Annotated in this window: 17 protein-coding genes; 13 read left to right on the forward strand and 4 right to left on the reverse strand. The window is 60.0% G+C overall.

Translation table 11 applies throughout. The annotated features are described in order from the left end of the window. The 11 genes from mraY to lpxC all read left to right on the forward strand — a co-directional run bounded on the left by mraY (position 1) and on the right by lpxC (position 12,782). Complete coding sequence (mraY, locus tag VNZ65_RS16660; RefSeq protein ID WP_038493304.1) at positions 1-1,170, forward strand: phospho-N-acetylmuramoyl-pentapeptide-transferase; 1,170 nt, start codon at positions 1-3, stop codon at positions 1,168-1,170. 12 nt (positions 1,171-1,182) lie between these two features. Beyond that, positions 1,183-2,724, forward strand: a complete 1,542-nt coding sequence (murD, locus tag VNZ65_RS16665; protein WP_325670933.1) for a UDP-N-acetylmuramoyl-L-alanine--D-glutamate ligase — start codon at positions 1,183-1,185, stop codon at positions 2,722-2,724. After that, the gene (gene ftsW / locus VNZ65_RS16670) at positions 2,721-3,968 is read left to right on the forward strand and encodes a putative lipid II flippase FtsW (RefSeq protein ID WP_414649154.1); all 1,248 of its coding nucleotides are present in this window, start codon (positions 2,721-2,723) and stop codon (positions 3,966-3,968) included. Before murD ends, ftsW begins: the two co-directional genes overlap by 4 nt. Continuing rightward, a complete protein-coding gene (gene murG / locus VNZ65_RS16675) occupies positions 3,965-5,041 on the forward strand; it encodes an undecaprenyldiphospho-muramoylpentapeptide beta-N-acetylglucosaminyltransferase (protein ID WP_325670935.1) in 1,077 nt (358 codons plus the stop codon). The genes ftsW and murG overlap by 4 nt, the downstream gene beginning before the upstream one ends. Further along, positions 5,038-6,444 (forward strand): UDP-N-acetylmuramate--L-alanine ligase, encoded by a 1,407-nt coding sequence (murC, locus tag VNZ65_RS16680; protein WP_325670937.1) that lies wholly within the window; start codon positions 5,038-5,040, stop codon positions 6,442-6,444. The genes murG and murC overlap by 4 nt, the downstream gene beginning before the upstream one ends. 2 nt (positions 6,445-6,446) lie before the next feature. Beyond that, positions 6,447-7,445: a D-alanine--D-alanine ligase gene (locus VNZ65_RS16685; RefSeq protein WP_325670939.1), complete on the forward strand. Its 999-nt coding sequence runs from the start codon at positions 6,447-6,449 to the stop codon at positions 7,443-7,445. Positions 7,446-7,522: 77 nt separating this feature from the next. Then, complete coding sequence (locus tag VNZ65_RS16690) at positions 7,523-8,290, forward strand: cell division protein FtsQ/DivIB (protein WP_061944466.1); 768 nt, start codon at positions 7,523-7,525, stop codon at positions 8,288-8,290. Between the two features lie 10 nt (positions 8,291-8,300). Next, positions 8,301-9,533 carry a cell division protein FtsA gene (ftsA, locus tag VNZ65_RS16695; protein WP_211445145.1) on the forward strand — a complete coding sequence of 411 codons (1,233 nt, stop codon included), beginning with the start codon at positions 8,301-8,303 and terminating at the stop codon, positions 9,531-9,533. A gap of 184 nt (positions 9,534-9,717) precedes the next feature. Continuing rightward, on the forward strand, positions 9,718-10,893 hold the full coding sequence (gene ftsZ, locus VNZ65_RS16700) for a cell division protein FtsZ (RefSeq protein WP_325670943.1): 1,176 nt from the start codon (positions 9,718-9,720) through the stop codon (positions 10,891-10,893). Positions 10,894-11,140: 247 nt separating this feature from the next. Continuing rightward, the gene (locus VNZ65_RS16705; RefSeq protein ID WP_061944462.1) at positions 11,141-11,647 is read left to right on the forward strand and encodes a peroxiredoxin; all 507 of its coding nucleotides are present in this window, start codon (positions 11,141-11,143) and stop codon (positions 11,645-11,647) included. Between the two features lie 199 nt (positions 11,648-11,846). Beyond that, positions 11,847-12,782, forward strand: a complete 936-nt coding sequence (gene lpxC / locus VNZ65_RS16710) for a UDP-3-O-acyl-N-acetylglucosamine deacetylase (protein ID WP_325670946.1) — start codon at positions 11,847-11,849, stop codon at positions 12,780-12,782. A 43-nt stretch (positions 12,783-12,825) separates the two neighbouring features. Here the strand turns inward: lpxC and VNZ65_RS16715 are convergent, their stop codons facing one another. From VNZ65_RS16715 to VNZ65_RS16730, 4 genes are all read right to left on the reverse strand, one after another. Continuing rightward, on the reverse strand, positions 12,826-14,265 hold the full coding sequence (locus VNZ65_RS16715; protein ID WP_325670948.1) for a nitrate/sulfonate/bicarbonate ABC transporter ATP-binding protein: 1,440 nt from the start codon (positions 14,263-14,265) through the stop codon (positions 12,826-12,828). A 42-nt stretch (positions 14,266-14,307) separates the two neighbouring features. Then, positions 14,308-16,068, reverse strand: coding sequence for an ABC transporter permease (locus VNZ65_RS16720; RefSeq protein ID WP_325670950.1), 1,761 nt, complete (start codon positions 16,066-16,068; stop codon positions 14,308-14,310). Between the two features lie 4 nt (positions 16,069-16,072). Further along, positions 16,073-16,528: a PTS sugar transporter subunit IIA gene (locus VNZ65_RS16725; RefSeq protein WP_325670952.1), complete on the reverse strand. Its 456-nt coding sequence runs from the start codon at positions 16,526-16,528 to the stop codon at positions 16,073-16,075. A gap of 258 nt (positions 16,529-16,786) precedes the next feature. Further along, positions 16,787-17,206 carry a hypothetical protein gene (locus tag VNZ65_RS16730; RefSeq protein ID WP_325670954.1) on the reverse strand — a complete coding sequence of 140 codons (420 nt, stop codon included), beginning with the start codon at positions 17,204-17,206 and terminating at the stop codon, positions 16,787-16,789. A 171-nt stretch (positions 17,207-17,377) separates the two neighbouring features. Between VNZ65_RS16730 and VNZ65_RS16735 the strand changes: the two genes are divergently transcribed. Together VNZ65_RS16735 and VNZ65_RS16740 are read left to right on the forward strand one after the other, a co-directional pair. Continuing rightward, a complete protein-coding gene (locus VNZ65_RS16735) occupies positions 17,378-18,334 on the forward strand; it encodes a M23 family metallopeptidase (RefSeq protein ID WP_325670956.1) in 957 nt (318 codons plus the stop codon). Positions 18,335-18,574: 240 nt separating this feature from the next. Then, positions 18,575-19,415 (forward strand): DEAD/DEAH box helicase (locus VNZ65_RS16740; RefSeq protein ID WP_325670958.1); only part of this gene is annotated, 841 nt, incomplete at its 3' end.

Genomic DNA, 19,415 nt, shown 5'->3' on the forward strand with positions numbered 1-19,415 from the left:
ATGCTGCTATGGCTGGCACAAAATTTTCAGCAGGATTTCAGTTTCCTGCGCGTCTTCAACTTCATCACGTTCCGCGCGGTGTTCGCGACCCTGACGGCATTGATGATCGGCCTGATCGCGGGACCGGGCGTGATCCGCATGCTGGCGCGCCTCAAGGTCGGCCAGGCGGTGCGCACCGACGGTCCGCAGACGCATCTGATCAAATCCGGCACGCCGACCATGGGCGGCGTGCTGATCCTGATCGCGATCGGCATCTCGACCTTGCTGTGGAGCGATCTCGGCAACCGCTTCGTCTGGATCGTGCTGATCGTGACGCTTGGCTTCGGCACCATCGGCTGGGTCGACGACTATCGCAAGGTGGTCTACAAGGATCCGAACGGCATGCGTTCACGCGAAAAATATTTCTGGCAATCGGTGATCGGCGTGGTTGCCGCGATCTACCTGGCGTTCTCGGTATCGGCGCCGAACAACACCCAGGTCTGGGATTTGTTCGTGGCCTGGGTCGAATCGGGCTTCAGCCTCGACCTGCCGCCCAAGGCTGACTTGATCGTGCCTTTCTTCAAGACGGTCAGCTATCCGCTGGGCGTGTGGGGTTTCATGGCCTTGACCTATTTCGTCATCGTCGGCACCAGCAACGCCGTCAACCTGACCGACGGCCTGGACGGCCTGGCGATCATGCCGACCGTGATGGTCGGCGCGGCGCTGGGACTGTTCGCCTATCTGACTGGTAACGTCACTTTCGCCAAATACCTGCTGATCCCGCATATTCCGGGCGCCGGTGAATTGCTGATTTTCTGCGGCGCCATGGCGGGCGCCGGACTGGCCTTCCTCTGGTACAACGCCTATCCGGCGCAGGTATTCATGGGCGATGTCGGCGCGCTGGCCCTGGGCGGCGCCCTCGGTACGGTGGCGGTCATCGTGCGCCAGGAAATCGTGCTGTTCATTATGGGTGGTATTTTCGTGGTCGAAACTTTGTCGGTGATGTTGCAGGTAATCTATTTCAAATACACCAAGAAGCGTTTCGGCGTCGGCCGCCGGGTGTTGCTGATGGCGCCTTTGCACCATCACTATGAACAAAAAGGCTGGAAGGAAACGCAGGTCGTGGTGCGTTTCTGGATCATCTCGATGATGCTGGTGTTGTTTGGACTTTCAACTCTGAAGTTAAGGTAGTGGATAGCGGTAATGGACTATACGGGTAAACATGTTCTGGTATTAGGGCTCGGAGAATCGGGCCTGGCATCCGCTTTGTGGCTGGCACATTGCGGTGCGACCGTGCGCGTGGCGGATACCCGCAGCGCGCCGGAAAGGCTGCCGCTGTTGCAGCAAGCCATTCCGGACGTGGAATTTTGCGGCCCCGGCGACACCGCGGCCGGTGGTTTCCCGGTCAGCCTGCTGGAAGGGATCGACTTCGCCGTCACCAGCCCGGGCCTGGCGCCGACCGGCGAACTGAAAGACATCCTGTCGGCAGCGACCGACCGCGACATCCCGGTCTGGGGCGAGATCGAAGTATTCGCGCAAGCCCTGGCGGCATTGCGCGAAAACCAGGGCTATGCGCCGAAAGTGATTGCCATCACCGGCACCAACGGCAAGACCACCGTCACCAGCCTCACTGGACTGCTGTGCGAGCGCGCCGGCCTGACGGTACAGGTTGCCGGCAACATCAGCCCGGCGGCGCTGGATGTGCTGCGCAGCGCACTGCAGCGCGATGCCCTGCCGCAGGTCTGGGTGCTGGAATTGTCCAGCTTCCAGCTGCATGCAACCTGCGGCCTGCATGCCGACGCCGCGACCATTCTGAACATCACCCAGGATCACCTGGACTGGCATGGCGACATGGCCTCGTATGTGGCCGACAAGGCGCGCATCTTCAGCGCCAACACCATACGTGTGTTGAACCGTGACGATCCTCTGACCATGCAGTTCGCCAACGGCAACAGCATCAGCTTCGGTTTCGACGAGCCGCATGAAGGCGATTGCTTTGGTCTGGTCAGCGACAATGGCATGCAATGGCTGACCGTTGCGGTGCCTGGCGATGAAGAAGAGCGCACCGAAGGAAGCAATAAGCGACGCAACAAGAAAGAACAGCTGGCCTTGCTGCCGGTGACGGTCAAGCGCCTGATGCCGGCCGACGCCCTGCGCATCCGCGGCCGTCACAATGCCGCCAACGCGCTGGCTGCGCTGGCTCTGTGCCGCGCGATCGACTTGCCGTTCGCGCCTTTGCTGCACGGCTTGCGTGAATACCATGGCGAACCGCATCGGGTCGAGCTGGTGACCACCATAGTCGGCGTCGAGTACTACGACGATAGCAAGGGCACCAATGTTGGCGCCACGGTTGCCGCCCTGAATGGCCTCGGCCGCGGTTGTGACGGCGATGGCAGCGCCAGCCGTTTGCTGCTGATCGCCGGTGGCGACGGCAAAGGACAGGATTTTGCCCCGCTGGCGGCCCCGCTGGCAGCCTATGGCAGGGCATTGCTGCTGATCGGCCGCGATGCGCCGGCGATTCGCGCCGCAGTGGAAAGCACGGCCGGCGCACTGGAAATCATCGGCTGCGCGACGCTGGAAGAAGCCGTGACCCGCGCGGCAGAACTGGCCCACCCAGGCGACGCCGTGTTGCTGTCGCCGGCTTGCGCCAGCTTCGACATGTTCCGCAATTATGCCCACCGGGCGCAGGTGTTCGTCGATGCGGTGCGTGAACTGGCCTTGTCGCGCGGCGAGGTCGGGCTATGAAATTCGCCTTTCCATCATTTTCAGGCAAGCCGGCGGACAGCTCAGTGAGCAATGTCGCGGCGCGGCCGCGTGCGCTCGACAGCCAGAAACCAGGCGTCCAGCGTTCGAAAATGATGGAATACGACCAGCCGCTGGTGTGGGTGGTGATATTGCTGATGCTGTTCGGCCTGGTGATGGTGTATTCGGCCTCGATCGCCTTGCCGGATTCGCCCAAGTATTCGAACTACACCAATGCGCATTTCCTGGTGCGGCAAGCGATCTTCATCTGCGTCTCGCTGGTGGCCGGCCTGGTGACCTTCCGCATTCCGATTGCGACCTGGCAGCGCTGGGCGCCGTATCTGTTTGTCATCACCCTGATCCTGCTGGCGATGGTGCTGGTGCCGGGCCTGGGACGCGGCGTCAACGGCGCCAAGCGCTGGCTGTCGTTCCGCGTGTTCAATCTGCAGCCTTCGGAATTGATGAAGCTGTTCATCGTGCTGTATGCCGCCAACTACACGGTGCGTAAACAGGAAGTGATGCACAAGCTGACCAAGGGATTCCTGCCGATGACGGCGGCGGTCGGCCTGGTCGGGCTGCTGCTGATGCTGGAGCCAGACCTGGGCGCGCTCGGCGTGATCGTCTGCATCGCCATGGGCATTCTGTTCCTGGGGGGGATCAACGGCATCTGGTTTGGCGGTATCGGCGCCATGCTGGCGGGCATGTTTACTCTGGTGATCTGGCTGTCGCCTTGGCGCCGCGAACGGATTTTTGCTTACCTGAATCCGTGGGCCGAAGAGAACGCCCTGGGCAAGGCTTACCAGCTGTCGCATTCGCTGATTGCTTTCGGCCGCGGTGAACTGTTTGGCGTCGGCCTCGGCGCCAGCGTCGAAAAACTGCACTACCTGCCGGAAGCGCACACCGACTTCCTGCTGGCGGTGATCGGCGAAGAACTGGGGTTTGCCGGCGTGCTGGTGGTGGTCATGCTGTTTTACTGGATTATCAAGCGCTCTTTTGAAATCGGCCGCCAGGCAATCGCGATGGAACAGACCTTCGCCGGCTTGACCGCCAAGGGCATCGGTATCTGGATCGGGGTGCAGACCTTCATCAACATGGGCGTCAACCTGGGTCTGTTGCCGACCAAGGGCTTGACCTTGCCGCTGATGAGTTACGGCGGGTCCGGCGTGCTGATCAATTGCATCGGGCTGGCGATCCTGCTGCGCATCGATTATGAAAACCGGGTTCTGATGCGCGGAGGCCGGGCATGAAGCGTCTAGTCATCATGGCCGCAGGCACCGGCGGCCATATATTTCCCGGTCTGGCGATTGCCGACACCATGCGCGCGCGCGGCTGGCAAGTCAGCTGGCTGGGCACCACGCACGGCATGGAATCCGACCTGGTGCCGCAGCACGGCATCGAGATGGACAAGATTGTATTTGCCGGCTTGCGTGGCAAGGGACTGGCGCATACGCTGCGCGGCGTCTGGCGCATGCTGTTGAGCTTCCCGGCCTGTTTCCGCATTCTCGGCCGGCGCCGGGCCGATGTGGTGCTTGGCATGGGCGGTTATGTGACGGTGCCGGGCGGCGCCATGGCGCGCTTGCGTGGTGTGCCGCTGGTGCTGGTGAATGCCGATGCGGCCTTGCTGCTGTCGAACAAAACCCTGACGCCGCTGGCGCAACGGGTGCTGTTCGGTTTCCCTGCCGATTTCGGCAAGGCGGCCAGCAAGGCGCTGGTCACCGGTAATCCAGTGCGTAAGGAAATCCTGGCACTGCCGTTGCCGGAGCAGCGCTACAGTGGGCGTATCGGCCCCTTGCGTTTGCTGGTGGTGGGCGGCAGCCTTGGCGCAAAGGCGCTGAATGACTGCTTGCCGGCGGCATTGGCGTTGATTCCGGCCGAGTCGCGGCCCAGCGTCACGCATCAGTCCGGCAAACAGCATATCGAGGCTTTGCGCAGCGCTTATGCGGCGGCCGGCGTGACGGCAGAGGTAGTCGCTTTTATCGACGACATGCCGCGCCGCTATGCCGACGCCGACCTGGTGATTTGCCGGGCCGGAGCGATTACGGTGTCGGAACTGACCGCCGCCGGCGTCGCCAGCGTGCTGGTGCCGCTGGTGGCTTCCACCACCTCGCATCAGCGTGACAATGCGCGCTGGATGGCGACACAGAAGGCGGCGATCCATCTGCCGCAAACGGATTTGAGCAAGGAGCGCCTGGCCGCGTTGCTGACGCGGATCTCGCGTCAGGACTGCCAGACGATGGCGCAGGCAGCATATGAAAACGGCCGGCGCGATGCGAATGAAGCAATCGCGCAGGTTCTTGAAGAATTGGCAGGTCAAGTATGAAACATAAAGTTAAAAATATTCATTTCGTAGGAATCGGCGGTAGTGGCATGAGCGGCATCGCCGAGGTGCTGCTGAATCTCGGCTATACCATTTCCGGCTCCGATCTCGGCGACAATGCCGCCACGCGCCGCCTGGCAGCGCTGGGCGCCAAGGTCAGCCGCGGCCATGCGGCCAAGCATATCGACCAGGCCCATGCCATCGTCACATCGACTGCGGTACAGGCCGATAATCCCGAAGTCGTCGCTGCCCGCGAAAAGCATATTCCTATCGTGCCGCGGGCCGTGATGCTGGCGGAACTGATGCGTCTCAAGCGCGGCATCGCCATCGCCGGCACCCACGGCAAGACCACCACCACCAGCCTGGTGGCAAGCGTGCTGGCGCAAGGCGGGCTGGATCCGACTTTCGTCATCGGCGGCCGTCTCACCAGCGCCGGCGCCAACGCCAAGCTTGGCTCGGGCGACTTTATCGTGGCCGAAGCCGATGAGTCGGATGCTTCGTTCCTGAACCTGTCGCCGGTGATCGAGGTGATCACCAATATCGATGCCGATCATATGGATACCTATGATCACGACTTCGGCAAGCTGAAACAGGCCTTTGTCGAATTTACGCAGCGGCTGCCGTTCTATGGCGTCGCCGTGCTGTGCATGGATGACGCCAATGTGCGCGAAATCATGCCGCAGATTTCCAAGCTGATCACCACCTACGGTTTCCACGAAGAAGCCGATGTGCGCGCGATCGACGCCAAGGCGGCCGGCGGCCACATGCAATTCACCGTGGTCCAGAAAGGCTATGCGGCGATGCCGATCAGCCTCAACCAGCCTGGCATGCACAATGTGCAGAATGCTTGCGCGGCGATTGCGATTGCGCGCGAGCTGGGTGTCGCCGACAGCGCGATCCAGCAAGCGCTGCTGGAGTTCAATGGCGTTGGCCGGCGCTTTACCCGCTACGGCGAAATCAAGCTGCAGGACGCGGCCGGCAAGTCCAAAGGTGAATTTGCGCTGGTCGACGACTACGGCCACCACCCGGTGGAAACCGCGGCCACCATCCAGGCAGCGCGCGGCGCCTATCCGGGCCGGCGGCTGGTGCTGGTGTTCCAGCCGCATCGCTATACCCGCACGCGCGATCTGTTTGAAGATTTTGTCAAAGTACTGTCAACCGTCGATGTGCTGGTGCTGGCCGAAGTATATGCCGCCGGCGAAGCGCCGATCGTTGCCGCCGATGGCCGTGCCCTGGCGCACGCCTTGCGGGTGGCCGGCATGGGCGAGCTGGTGTTCGTGGAAGACATCAACGACATGCCGGCATCGATCTTGAATATCGCCCGCGACGGCGACGTCGTGATGACCATGGGCGCCGGCTCGATCAGCGGCGTACCCGGCAAGCTGGCGCAACTGGTAGAGCAATAATCATGAGCAAAGCGATAAGCAAAAAAACGGCAGGACATCAATTCGGCAAAGTGGGCGTGCTGTTCGGCGGCCGTTCGGCCGAGCGCGAAGTGTCCATCATGTCCGGCAACGGCGTGCTGAAGGCATTGAAGAGCCATGGCGTCGACGCCCATCTTTTCGATCCGGCAGAGCGCAGCCTGGCCGAGCTGGCGGCGGAGAAGTTCGACCGCGTGTTCATCGCCTTGCATGGCCGCTACGGCGAAGACGGCACGCTGCAAGGTGCGCTGGAACAGCTGGGCATTCCGTATACCGGACCTGGGGTGATGGCATCGGCGATTGCGATGGACAAGGTCATGACCAAGCGCATCTGGCAAAGCATGAATTTGCCGACGCCGCGTTTCCTGGTGCTGGATGCGCATAGCGCGACCCGTGAAGAGTTGCGCCAGGTGCCGGACGTGCTGGGTTTGCCGCTGATGCTGAAAGCGCCGCATGAAGGTTCGACTATCGGTATTGCCAAGGTGGCCGGTTATTCCGACATGAACGATGGCTTTGCCTTGTGCGCCAAATACGATGAGGTGGTGTTGGCGGAAGAATTCATCCGCGGCCGTGAACTGACGGTGCCGGTGCTTGGCGCCGGCCGCACGGCGCGCGCCTTGCCCATCGTCGAAATTCGCGCGCCCGAAGGCAACTACGATTATCAGCATAAATACTTTACCGACGATACCAAGTATTTGGTTCCGGCGCCGCTGGATGCGGCGCTGACCGAGCGTATCCAGACGCTGGCAGTGCAGGCGTACAAGGCGATCGGCTGCGAAGGCTGGGCCCGCGTCGACTTCATGCTGCGCGATAAGGATAACGAGCCCTTCCTGCTGGAGATCAACACTTCGCCAGGGATGACCGGGCATTCGCTGGTGCCGATGGGCGCCAAGGCGGTCGGCATCAGCTACGAAGACCTGTGCCTTGAAATCCTGGCTTCTGCGGCGCTCGACCTGGTGCCTGGGACGGACTGGAAGCCGGAGTGAAGCGCTGGCAGAGAAGGAAGATGTAAAGAAATTATTTAAAGATTTACCTAACGATCCAAGCGATAAAGTCGATAACCATGTGGCAAGACGTCAAAATGTTGAACGCGATCTCCGGCACCTTGCTAGGACTGGCTGCGCTCGCATTGCTGGCGTCCGGCATCTGGTGGCTGGCGCAGCGTCCGATGTTTACGCTGAAGACCATCCGTATCGAAGGCATTAGCCAGGGTGAGCTGCGGCGCATCAATCCTCTGATTGTGCGTTCGACGGCGCTGCCGCGCATCAAGGGTAATTTTTTTACCGCAAACCTGGATACGGTGCGCACGGCATTCGAGTCGGTGCCGTGGGTACGCAAGGCGACAGTGCAGCGAGAATGGCCGAACACGCTGGTCGTGACGGTTGAGGAGCATCAGCCGCTGGCGACCTGGGATGATGATGGCCGGCTGTTGTCGGTGCATGGCGACTTGTTTACCGCCAACCTGGATGAGGCCGAAGAAGATGGCGAGTTGCTGCGCTTGTCGGGCCCTGACGGCAGTGAAAAGGATGTGGTGGCGCGCCTGGCCGATTTCCGCCAGTGGTTTGCGCCGCTCAAGCTGAACCCGGTGGACGTGGCTTTATCGAGCCGCTACGCATGGACAGTCAAGCTGGACAACGGCATGACGGTAGAGCTGGGACGGGAGCAAAACAAGACCACGCTGAAAGACCGGGTGGCGCGGCTGGTGCAGATCTATCCGCAACTGCTGTCGCGTTTGCAGAACCGGATCGAAAGTGTAGATATGCGGTATCCGAATGGTTTGGCGCTGAAGGCTAGCGGCATGACGGGCGGATTGGGAAGCAAGAAAAAATAAGCGAAACATTATGACAAAAGACGCAAAAAACTTGATCGTCGGACTCGACATCGGCACCTCGAAAGTGGTGGCGGTGGTAGCCGAGGTATTGTCGGATGGACGCCATGAGGTGATTGGCCTGGGCCAGGCTGAATCCAAGGGGTTGAAAAAAGGCGTGGTGGTGAACATCGAAGCCACCGTGGAATCGATCCAGCGCGCGCTGGAAGAAGCCGAGCTGATGGCCGACTGCAAGATCCGCAACGTCTACACCGGGATCGCCGGCAGTCATATCCGCAGCTTCAATTCCAGCGGCATGGTGGCGATCAAGGACAAGGAAGTCAGCGCAGCGGACGTCTCGCGCGTTATTGAAACGGCCAAGGCGGTCAATATACCGACCGACCAGCAATTGCTGCATACCGTGCCGCAGGAATTTATTGTCGACAGCCAGGAAGATGTGCGTGAACCAATCGGCATGAGCGGCATCCGACTCGAGGTCAAGGTGCACATCGTGACCGGCGCCGTGTCCGCGGTGCAGAACATCGTCAAGTGCATCCGCCGTTGCGGACTGGAAGTGTCGGATCTGATTTTGCAACCGATGGCCTCGGCCGATGCGGTGCTGACGCCGGACGAAAAGGAGCTGGGCGTGGTGTTGGTGGATATTGGCGGCGGCACCACCGACGTCGCCGTGTTCACCGAAGGAGCGATCCGCCATACCGCGGTGATTCCGATCGCCGGCGACCAGATCACCAACGATATTGCGATGGCACTGCGCACGCCGACCAATGAAGCGGAAGAGATCAAGCTGCGCTACGGCGTCGCCAAGCAGATCCTGGCCGATCCGGGGGAAACGCTGGAAGTGCCGGGTCTGGGCGACCGCAATCCGCGCACCTTGTCGCGCCAGGCATTGGCGGCGGTCATCGAGCCGCGCGTAGAGGAATTGTTCGCACTGGTGCATCAGGTGGTGCGCGAGTCGGGTTACGAAGAAGTGCTGTCGAGCGGCGTGGTGCTGACCGGCGGTTCGGCCATGATGCCGGGCATGATCGAGCTGGCGGAAGACATCTTTCTCAAGCCAGCGCGCTTGGGCACGCCGGAATACCGCGGCCAGCTGGCGGACGTGGTGCGCAGTCCGCGTTATTCGACGGTGCTGGGTTTGCTGCTGGAAGCGAAAAAACAGTATTTGCGCGGCTACATCGTGACGCGCCAGGAAGGATCGGCGAAAGCGATCTGGCAGAGGATGAAGGAATGGTTCTTGGGTAATTTTTAATTTTCTTTCTGCAGGACAGAGTTAAAGAGGCGCCGGGCATTTTGATTGCGCAGCACTTTGCTCTTGCAGATGACAGGCGAAGTTTAATTTTAATGTTGTTTGTGCAACACGCAGTTGTCAGTTGCTAGGTCTCACACCGCGTGATGCCTATTGACTGGATGCTGCATCTTTATGAGGAAATATCATGGAAATCGATATGCTTGACAATGCAACTTTGGGCACCGTGATTAAAGTCGTCGGTGTCGGCGGCGCCGGCGGCAATGCGGTCCAACATATGATCAACAAGGGTGTGTCGGGAGTGGAGTTCATCGCTGCCAATACGGATGCACAGGCGCTCAAGCAATCGAAGGCGCATAACGTGATCCAGATCGGCGAGACCGGCCTGGGCGCGGGGATGAAGCCGTCGGTGGGCCGTCAACTGGCGGAAGAGTCGCGCAGCCGGATTGAGGATGCACTGCGCGGCGCGCACATGGTGTTCATCGCCGCTGGCATGGGCGGCGGCACCGGCACCGGCGCTGCGCCGGTGGTGGCGCAGATCGCCAAGGAGCTGGGCGCGCTGACCGTGGCGGTGGTTTCCAAGCCATTTTCTTACGAAGGCCAGAAGTGCATGGACATCGCCGACGAAGGCCTGGAAGCGTTGTCGCAGCACGTCGATTCGCTGATCATCATTCTCAACGAAAAGCTGGAAGAGATTTATGAAGACGACAGCATGATGGAATGGCTGCAGCAAGCCGACGATGTACTCAACAATGCCGTTGCCGGTATTGCGGAAATCATCAATGTGCCTGGCCATATCAACGTCGACTTCAACGACGTCAAGACCATCATGGGTGAACAAGGCAAGGCGATGATGGGTACCGCCACCGCCTCCGGCGTCGACCGCGCCCGCCTGGCAGCTGAGCAGGCAGTCGCCTCGCCGCTGCTGGACGGCATCGATCTGTCCGGCGCGCGCGGCGTGCTGGTCAACGTCACTGCCAGCCGTAGCCTGAAGGGTAAGGAAATCAAGGAAGTCATGGCCACTGTGCGCGCGTTTGCGGCGCCGGATGCTTCGATTGCCCAGGGTATTGCCTACGACGAAACCATGGGCGACGATATCCGCGTCACCGTGGTCGCTACCGGACTGGGCCGTTCGCGCAAGGCCGTGCAGCTGGTGCAGGCGCCGATGATGCGTACCGGTACCCACAACGAGCCGCTGATGCACGGCCAGCCGTCGGTTGGCCATGGCAGCTCGTCGTTCGAAGGCATGAAGGCGCCGGCCGTATGGCGCCGCGAGTCGGCTTCCGATACCGTGCGCGCATTGGAAAAGAACGGCATGGAAACCTACGACATCCCGGCTTTCCTGCGCAAGCAGGCTGACTAAGCCGGTCCGCGTTTTCCTGTACGAGGCTGGCGGCTGATAGCGGGGTGATATACCCGCTATCAGCCGCCGACCCTGCATGATTTTGCGGAACAAGGCATACTGCGGTTTCCACGCCGCGTCGTAAGGCGCGGCGTTTTCTTTTTAGCATGCGCTATCATGCGATAACATGCGCTGTCTCGGCAGATCGGTACACGGCTCAGGCCGCGGCGCCGGTTTGGAGGCTTCATTCACTAGACAAGGACTTATCATGACCATCAAGATCGGCGATCGCCTGCCGGAAGGCAAACTAGCAGAATTCATCGAAGTCGAAACCGCCGGTTGCGCGCTCGGCCCGAATACCTTTAACGTCAGCGATCTGGTCAAGGGCAAGAAGATCGCCCTGTTCGCGGTTCCTGGCGCCTTCACGCCGACCTGCTCGGCCAAGCACCTGCCAGGCTACGTCCAGCACGCTGCCGATTTCAAGGCCAAGGGCGTTGATGAAATCTGGGCGATTTCGGTGAACGACGCGTTCGTCATGGGCGCCTGGGGCCGCGATCAAAAGGCGACCGGCATCGTCCGTCTGCTGGCTGACGGCAATGCGGATTTCGTCAAGGCGCTGGGCCTGGATGCCGATTTCGGCAAGTTCGGCATGGGCACGCGCTCGCAGCGTTTCTCGGCGCTGATCGACGACGGCGTGGTCAAGCAATTGAACGTGGAAGAAGGCGGTAAATTTGAAGTGTCGAATGCGGAAACGCTGCTCGGCCAGCTGGCATAAGATTTCTTCTTGTCGGTAAGCAAGGCGGCGCCGCGTGCGCCGCTTTTTGCATCTGCAGCCGGGGAATCGAGGGCAAGCCGATAGTCTGTCGATATGCCTGTGATAGAAAAAAATGGCTTGGAAACCCAAGCGTGTTTTTTATCCCACAGCAGGTACACATCGTTACAGAATAATTATCAGTCAGACTTATAATGTCATCATGTTGAAACAACGCACCATCAAAAAAATTGTCAAGACGACAGGCATTGGCGTCCATTCCGGCACCAAGGTCGAGCTGACTTTGCGCCCGGCCGCGGTCGATACCGGGATTGTCTTCCGTCGTGTCGACCTGGATCCTGTGATCGATTTCCCGGCCAAAGCGACCGAAGTCGGTGATACCCGCATGGCCTCCGTGCTGGTCAAGGATGGCGCGCGGGTGTCAACCATCGAACACCTGATGTCGGCTTGCTCCGGACTGGGTATCGACAACCTGTATGTCGACGTCACCGCGGAAGAAATCCCGATCATGGACGGCTCGGCATCCTCCTTCGTGTTCCTGCTGCAGCAAGCGGGACTGGAAGAACAGAACGCTGCCAAGAAATTCGTCCGCATCAAGAAAAGCGTGGAAGTACGCGAAGGCCAGGGCGACCGTGAGAAATGGGCGCGGCTAGATCCTTGCAACGGCTTCAAGCTCAAATTTTTCATCGAATTCAATCATCCTGCAGTGGACGGCACCGGCCAGACCGCGGAAGTCGATTTCAGCATCGAGTCGTATGTGAAAGAAGTGGCGCGTGCGCGCACCTTCGGTTTCATGCAAGACGTGGAAACCATGCGCGGCCTGGGGCTTGCGCGCGGCGGTTCGCTGGAAAACGCGATTGTGATGGACGAGTACCGGATCTTGAACAGCGATGGCCTGCGTTATGAAAACGAATTCGTGCGCCACAAGATCCTGGACGCCATCGGCGACCTGTACCTGATCGGCCATCCGCTGCTGGCCAGCTACACTGCCCACAAATCCGGGCATGGCTTGAACAACCAGTTGTTGCGCGCTCTGCTGGCGCAGCCGGATGCTTATGAAGTGGTCAGTTTCGACGAGCTGACCGAAGCGCCGGGCGCGTATCAGCGGCAAGTCGGGCAAGAATGGGCTTTGAATTAGGCCTGTTTCTTTTCTTCGTCTTCGTTATACGCCCCGCATTAAATCAAGCGCTTGTTCCCTGAGTCTCTTGCCCCTCATGCACCTCCAGGTGCACGCTGCCGCTGCGCTGGTCGTAATCCAGGATCTCGGCGTAACGTCCCCAGGAAATCAGCGTGGCGAACAGGCTTTCCGGCTGGTCATAAGGCAGCAGGCTGGCCAGTTCTTCGAGAATCTCATCCTCTTTCACGCGCGCCCCTGGATTTTCATTGAGGCGCGCCGTCAGCATCTGGAACAGGCGCAGGCGCAGGATCTGTTTCCTGAACAGTGTCTTGCGCGCCGCCAGCGGCGCGGCCAGGAAGTACCAGCCGAGCGTGGTCATGGTCACTTCGTGTTTCGGCGTATCCACCAGGTCCAGCATCTCGGCGGCTTTGACGATCGCAATCGTTTCGCCGAAATCGGTGCCGATGCGCGTGCTCAGTTCGTAGATATTGATGGTCTCCTGATTGTTCTGCAGGATCTCCAGCAAACCGACTATCCGTCCCACCGGCACATTAGGAATCGGCTCGACACGGCTAGCGCCTGCGTCCTGAGACGCGACTGCCTGAACTTCTTGCTCTTGCGGCTTGTCGGCGCCGGCTTCTGCTGCCTCGCTTTCCTCGCCCGGCTCGTCCGGCAACGCCAGCGCCGTGATGGCATCGTGGATCTGGTTGACCAGGGCCGCGAATTCCTTCGACTTGACGTCGCGCGGGTAGGGCAGCGGATTGGCAATGACGTTCTTGATGCGCCCCGGATGCGATGAAATGATCACGATGCGCGAAGCCATGTAGGCGGCTTCGACAATGTTGTGGGTGACGAAGAAAATGCTCTTGATGCCGGTTTCGCCGGCGTTGTTCCACAGGTCGACCACTTCAGCCCGCAGGTTCTCTGCGGTGAGTACATCGAGCGCGCTGAACGCCTCGTCCATGCACAGCACTTCGGGTTTGGCGACGATGGCGCGCGCCAGGCCGACACGTTGCCGCATGCCGCCCGACAGTTCCTTGGGGAAGGCGTTCTCGAAGCCGGACAAGCCGATCAGCGTCAGCACCTTGTCGATTTCTTCCTGTTCCTGTTCAACGCTCAGGCGGCGCTGGGTCAGGCCGACCTGGACGTTTTGCTGCACCGTCAGCCACGGATACAGGGCAAAACTCTGGAACACGATGGAGAGCTTGCGGTTGATGCCCTCCAGCGCCTTGCCATGGCTGAGCACGGCGCCGCTGGTGGGATCCGTGAGGCCGGCGATCAGGCGCAGGATGGTCGATTTGCCGCTGCCGGACTGTCCCAGCAGCGCCAGCATTTCGCCTTCGCGCACCGCCAGGTTGATGTCGTCGAGAATGGTGACGGGTTCGCCGCCGCCGGTGGTATAGGCTTTCGACACATGCTGCAGCTCGATCAGCGGCGCCGCAGGATTGCGGCCGGCGCTGGCAGGCGACGTAGCGGTGGAAGCAGTGGAAACGGGGTCTGACATCGGTCACATCCTTGGAGCGCATACAGAGCACTCATTGAACAATTAATCGAGCTTGAATTTCTGCTCTGCCAGCGCATACAGCCGGCGCCACAGGAAGCGGTTGATCAGCACCACGAACAGCGACATCACCACGATGCTGAAATAAATCGCGGGCTTGTCGCCCTTCTCGGTGACCTGCGCGATATAGGCGCCCAGGCCGTCGGCCACCAGCTTGTTGTTGCCCCATGACGCCACTTCGGCGACGATGCTGGCGTTCCATGCGCCGCCGGTGGCGGTGACGGCGCCGGTCACCCAGAACGGGAAGATTGCCGGGATGATCACGGTCTTCCACAGACGCCATTTGCGCAGGCCGAAGATCTGCGCCGCTTCGCGCAGGTCGGTGGGAATCGCCATGGCGCCGGCGATCACATTAAACAGGATATACCACTGGGTGCCCAACGCCATCAGCAAGATGCTGCCGATATTGATGGGGATGTTCGCCGTGATGAAAAACACCACGATGAAGGGGAAAGTCATGTTGACCGGAAACGAGGCGGCGATCTGCGCCAGCGGCTGGGCGATGCGCGCCACCCGTGGCCGCAAGCCGATCCAGACGCCGATCGGGGTCCAGATCAGGGTGGCGACGATCATCATCGCCAGCACCCGCAGGAAGGTCAGGACGCCCAGCCAGACCACGTGCAGCATGGCGGCGCCGGTCATTTCGGTCTTGATTTCGCGGGCGACGCCGATGGCGTCGATCACCAGCCAGACCATGCCGGCGGCGATGGCCAGCCAGAGCGCCACGCGCAATCCCTGCTTGAAGAGCGTAGGCGCATTGCGCGTCACGCTTTCCGTGACATCGGTGGCGACCGAGGACAGGCGCTGGCTGGCGCGCCCGACCGCACGGCCGATGCGCAGGAACAGCCAGCCGATCACGTTGGAACGCCGCAGCAAGTCCAGCATCCAGGATTGCGGGCTGTCTTTCGCTTCGGTATTTTCCAGCTTGAATTTCTCGGCCCAGGCCACCAGCGGCCGCCATACCAGCTGGTCGATCAGGAGGATGGTGAAGATCATGGCGCCAATCGCATATAGCGCGGCGCGGGTGTTGCCTGCTTCCACCGCCGCCGCCATATAGGAACCCAGGCCAGGCAGCTTGATGTTCTTGTTCAGTACCGTAATGGCTTCGCTCTGCGCCACGAAAAACCAGCCGCCGCCGAAGCTCATCATCGAATTCCACATCAGGCCGATGGCCGATGCCGGCAGCTCCAGCGTGGTGAAGCGCCGCCAGCGGTTGAGGCGGAAAATCGAAGAGGCTTCCGACAGTTCAGCTGGAATCGTCACCAGCGAATGGTAAAAACCGAAGGTCATGTTCCAGGCTTGCGCCGTGAACACGGCAAAGATGCTGGCGCATTCGACACCCAGCAGGCTGCCGGGGAACAGGGCCAGGAAGCCGGTCACCGTGATCGACAGGAAGCCCAGCACCGGCACCGACTGCAGGATATCCAGGATGGGCAGCATGACCTTGCGCGCGCGCGGACTCTTGGCCGCGATATAGCCCCAGATGAAGGTGAACAGCAAGGATGCGCCGAAAGCGATGAACATGCGCAGCACGGTGCGCGCGGTGTAATACGGAATCATCTCGACGTCCAGCGACAACGGCGGCGGATGCAGTTCGTCGAAATGCACGCGCATGTCGCCGCTGAGCGAGAACAGCAGCCAGAACAGCAGCAGCATCGCCGCCACCACCAGGATGTCGACCCAGCCAAAGCGCCAGCTAGTCCGCAACTGGGGCGCAGTGATATCCGGGTATGCGCGATTGGGCATTTTTTTATTCAGGCCAGTTGGTGAAGATGCGGCGTGCGGCGCCGGCATCGCCGCAGGAGCTCAGCCGTTCACGAAAGCGCCGGTCCTGGAACATTTCGGCGACCTCCGCCAGCAGTTTCAGATGCTGGTCGGTGGCGTGTTCCGGGATCAGTATGACGATGATATCGGATACCGGCCCGGCGTCCGGCGCATCGAACGGAATCGGCGTGCGCGGCCGCAGGTAAGCCAGTACCGCCTGCGCCAGGCCGCGGATGCGCGCATGCGGCACTGCGACGCCGGCGCCCAGCCCGGTGGAGCCCAGCGCCTCGCGCGCCGTCAAGGCAAGCAGTACTTGATTTCTGGATAAGCCGTGGCGGCCGCCGAAGAGTTGTTCCGCCGCCTCGAAAACCTGTTCTTTGCGCGATACATCCATATCAAGAAGGATATGCTCGGTTGCCAGCAGTTCACCAATACTGTTCATGAATCCGTCTATCGTGGGTCGAGGTTCAATGGAATGCGGGACAGCGATTTCTGTCGGCAGGCAACAGGATATCCGTCTTGTGCGTCTGCAACAACTTTTTTACAGCGGCCGAATTTACATCTTGCGGTTGCTTGTTCTGCTGACCGTCGGAATTAAGAAATTCCTTGGCGTTTTTGAGGGCTAAATCAGGAAGGAGGAGAGACAGCTAGCGTATAATGTTTTTTATGCAATATTTTATTTTCCTGAAGTAATAAGAAATTAGTCTTTGCTGTCTTTGCCGCTTTTACTGCGATGACGATTGACCATCGCGGCGATCGCATTTTTCAGCGCTTCATTCGCAGAAGACGGTTCCAGATCCGCCATCAGCGAAGCGAATGCCGACACGGCGTTGGATGTCAGCAGGGCTTGCTTGACCGGCGGCGCTTTCACCAGGTTTTGGCTCACTTGCACTTTGATTCGGATTGCATTAATCTGCCAATTTCCTGTTTGCAACTGGTTTTGCAGGCGTGGCAGCTGTTGCTTCAGTTTAGTTGCAAGAGCGGCATTGGGCGCCGACAAGACAAGTTGTCCTGCTTCACATTGCAATACTTCGCAAGCACTGAACATGGATGGCAATTCGGCGGCGCATTGCTTTTGCAAGGCCGCCATGCGTGTGACAGCGGGCAGTAACGCCGCCATCCTGTCATTTCCCCGTAAAAAATCCGTGGCGTCCCTGGATGTTTTGGTTTGCGGCCTGGAGCCGAATGCCGATGGCCGGTAAGAAGAAGGTGAGATTGAAGGTGAGAGTCTGCGCATGATAGTGAAACCTTATCACACCTGTGATCCTCTCGGCGCGTCACAGGAGTTGCAATGCAGGTAATTCTGTTGCATCCGCGCTTCAACCGCGCAAAGTCCATTACTTTGGGCGCCAGGCACCTCGCCTTGATGGTCGCGGCTTTCCTGTTGTCGGTAGTGCTGGCGACAGTACTGCTGTATTTCCTCACCATCCATTATTCGATCAGTCTGCCGTTTGTCGGCAAGAGCGCGGTCAGCACGGCGGCCGGCGGCATGCCGGACAAGGACAAGTATCTGAAGGAAAACCTGGCGGCGATGGCGATCAAGCTCGGTGAAATGCAGGCGCAGCTGATGCGTCTCGACGCTCTTGGCGAGCGGGTGCAGGGCCTGGCCGGCGTCAAGCCAGAGGAGTTCAATTTCAAGGAAGCACCCGGACGCGGCGGCGCCGAATCCAGCAGCCTGAGCGGCCGCGCGTCGCATGACATGAGCATGAGCGAGTTCCAGCAGGCGCTGGACGCCATGTCGCGCGACGTCGGCTATCGCGCCGACTACATGAACGTGGTCGAAACCGTGCTGATGAGCGACCGCATCAAGTCCAAGCTGCTGCCAACCAATCAGCCGGTCAATGTCGCCTACAATTCATCGAGTTTCGGCTGGCGCCTTGATCCGTTCACCGGCCGCAGCGCCTTTCATGAAGGACTGGATTTTCCAGCCAGCGTAGGCACCGCAATCGTGGCGGCCGCGGGCGGCGTGGTGATCGACGCCGAGTATCATCCGCAGTACGGCAACATGCTCGATATCGACCATGGCAACGATATCATCACCCGCTACGCGCACGCCTCGCGCTTGCTGGTCAAGGTGGGCGATATCGTGCAGCGCGGCCAGCACATCGCCGATATCGGCACCACCGGTCGTTCCACCGGGCCGCACTTGCATTTCGAAGTCAGGATCAAGGGCGTGGCGCAGGATCCGCGCAAGTTCCTGAATGCCGGCACTGATCTGGCCAAAGCGGCAATATTGGCAGGAAAATAATAGAGATTGTTGTATTGAAGTAAGTGTATATCAGCGAGTTGCACGGAAGATTAGGCGCGGGCCGTGCGAATGCGGCACAATTTGCGCAACTTGCTATTGTTTCCTGGTGCATAACCCCAATGTGTCGGGGACTGCATGATAAAATTCTCCGATTATTTAGCCACAGCCCGGATTCGTGCTCACGTGTTCATTCACAAGATGTCACGGAATGTCGCCGGCGCTCTTTTTTAGAATCCAAGCATGTCATTACTGACCCAGATTTTCGGTAGCCGCAACCAGCGTCTGCTCAAACAATATAAAAAAGTCGTCCGACAAATCAATGCACTCGAACCGGCATTCGAAAAACTGTCCGATGCCGAGCTGCAGGCCAAGACGCCTGAGCTGAAGCAACGCATAGCCGACGGCGCCAAGCTGGACGACCTGTTGCCTGAAGCTTTCGCGGTCTGCCGCGAAGCCGGCAAGCGCGTCTTGAAAATGCGCCATTTCGACGTCCAGCTGATCGGCGGCATGGTTTTGCATTATGGCAAGATTGCCGAAATGGGCACGGGCGAAGGCAAGACGCTGATGGCGACCCTGCCGGCCTACCTGAATGCGCTGTCCGGCAAGGGCGTGCATGTGGTGACCGTCAATGATTACCTGGCGCAGCGCGATGCCGAGTGGATGGGCCGCCTGTACGGCTGGCTTGGCCTGACTACCGGCGTCAACCTGTCCTCGGTCGAGCACGACGCCAAGCAGGTCGCGTATAGCGCTGACATTACTTACGGCACTAACAACGAATTCGGTTTCGACTACCTGCGCGACAACATGGTGTACGACGCTGCCGACCGCGTGCAGCGCACCCTGAACTTCGCCATCGTCGATGAGGTCGACTCGATCCTGATCGATGAAGCGCGTACTCCGCTGATCATTTCCGGTCAGGCCGAGAACCACACCGACCTGTACTACAAGATCAATGAAGTGCCGCCGCTGCTGACCCAGCAGATCGGCGAAGAAACGCCGGACGGCAAGGGCAAGGTTGAATTGCCCGGCGATTACACCAAGGATGAGAAGGCGCACCAGGTCTTGCTGACCGAAGCCGGCC

This window comes from Collimonas sp., assembly GCF_035566555.1.
Taxonomy (GTDB): Bacteria; Pseudomonadota; Gammaproteobacteria; order Burkholderiales; family Burkholderiaceae_D; genus Collimonas.

What these genes read in the sequence shown, in the direction of transcription:
- ftsW (WP_414649154.1), top strand. Translation starts at nt 2,721, where the DNA reads ATGAAATTCGCCTTTCCATCATTTTCAGGCAAGCCGGCGGACAGCTCA.
- VNZ65_RS16690 (WP_061944466.1), top strand. Translation starts at nt 7,523, where the DNA reads ATGTGGCAAGACGTCAAAATGTTGAACGCGATCTCCGGCACCTTGCTA.
- mraY (WP_038493304.1), top strand. Translation starts at nt 1, where the DNA reads ATGCTGCTATGGCTGGCACAAAATTTTCAGCAGGATTTCAGTTTCCTG.
- murC (WP_325670937.1), top strand. Translation starts at nt 5,038, where the DNA reads ATGAAACATAAAGTTAAAAATATTCATTTCGTAGGAATCGGCGGTAGT.
- VNZ65_RS16705 (WP_061944462.1), top strand. Translation starts at nt 11,141, where the DNA reads ATGACCATCAAGATCGGCGATCGCCTGCCGGAAGGCAAACTAGCAGAA.
- VNZ65_RS16730 (WP_325670954.1), bottom strand. Translation starts at nt 17,206, where the DNA reads ATGGCGGCGTTACTGCCCGCTGTCACACGCATGGCGGCCTTGCAAAAG.
- ftsZ (WP_325670943.1), top strand. Translation starts at nt 9,718, where the DNA reads ATGGAAATCGATATGCTTGACAATGCAACTTTGGGCACCGTGATTAAA.
- ftsA (WP_211445145.1), top strand. Translation starts at nt 8,301, where the DNA reads ATGACAAAAGACGCAAAAAACTTGATCGTCGGACTCGACATCGGCACC.
- VNZ65_RS16725 (WP_325670952.1), bottom strand. Translation starts at nt 16,528, where the DNA reads ATGAACAGTATTGGTGAACTGCTGGCAACCGAGCATATCCTTCTTGAT.
- VNZ65_RS16685 (WP_325670939.1), top strand. Translation starts at nt 6,447, where the DNA reads ATGAGCAAAGCGATAAGCAAAAAAACGGCAGGACATCAATTCGGCAAA.
- murG (WP_325670935.1), top strand. Translation starts at nt 3,965, where the DNA reads ATGAAGCGTCTAGTCATCATGGCCGCAGGCACCGGCGGCCATATATTT.
- VNZ65_RS16735 (WP_325670956.1), top strand. Translation starts at nt 17,378, where the DNA reads ATGCAGGTAATTCTGTTGCATCCGCGCTTCAACCGCGCAAAGTCCATT.
- VNZ65_RS16715 (WP_325670948.1), bottom strand. Translation starts at nt 14,265, where the DNA reads ATGTCAGACCCCGTTTCCACTGCTTCCACCGCTACGTCGCCTGCCAGC.
- lpxC (WP_325670946.1), top strand. Translation starts at nt 11,847, where the DNA reads ATGTTGAAACAACGCACCATCAAAAAAATTGTCAAGACGACAGGCATT.
- murD (WP_325670933.1), top strand. Translation starts at nt 1,183, where the DNA reads ATGGACTATACGGGTAAACATGTTCTGGTATTAGGGCTCGGAGAATCG.
- VNZ65_RS16720 (WP_325670950.1), bottom strand. Translation starts at nt 16,068, where the DNA reads ATGCCCAATCGCGCATACCCGGATATCACTGCGCCCCAGTTGCGGACT.